This is a genomic window from Caballeronia sp. LZ043 (assembly GCF_031451075.1).
Classification (GTDB): domain Bacteria; phylum Pseudomonadota; class Gammaproteobacteria; order Burkholderiales; family Burkholderiaceae; genus Caballeronia.
The window spans coordinates 1-404 of the sequence record NZ_JARUXT010000006.1 but is presented as its reverse complement, the minus strand read 5'-3'; the positions used below and the strand labels follow the sequence as shown (position 1 = coordinate 404).

Sequence of the window (404 nt, the reverse complement as noted above, 5' to 3'; positions counted from 1 at the left end):
ACCGCAGCCACCCGTGCAGCCAGACGGCACACTGGGTTGCCTCGGATACCGGCCAACTCACCGTGATCGACTGATCTCCCCGGCGTATCTCAATGCGGACCTCCGGCGAGTGCGGATTCGGCGCTCCCCATGCCACCGGCACAAAGGCTGGCAGCGACGGGGTCGTGGCCGGCGGACGGCCCAGCGGTCTCCTGGGAAGTCGACCTTCCGCCTGATCGATCCAGCGCCGCAGCAGATTCGCGTTGAGCCTGTGTTCCAGAGCGACTGCCGCAACCGATACGCCGATTCCCTGGCAGGCCGATACAACCTGCGCCTTGAACTCCTCGCTATAGCGTTGTCGACGACGACGCTCGGGGAGTGATTCCGATTCGATAGTGTTCACGTGTCCGCTTATTCGTTAGGTG

General features: G+C 63.6%; 1 protein-coding gene. It reads right to left on the bottom strand.

Features of this window, described 5'->3' with window-relative positions; all coding sequences use genetic code 11:
• On the bottom strand, positions 1–382 hold a 382-nt coding region (tnpA, locus tag QCE64_RS34310), incomplete at its 3' end, for an IS66-like element accessory protein TnpA (RefSeq protein WP_310008668.1).
• Positions 383–404 lie beyond the last annotated feature (22 nt).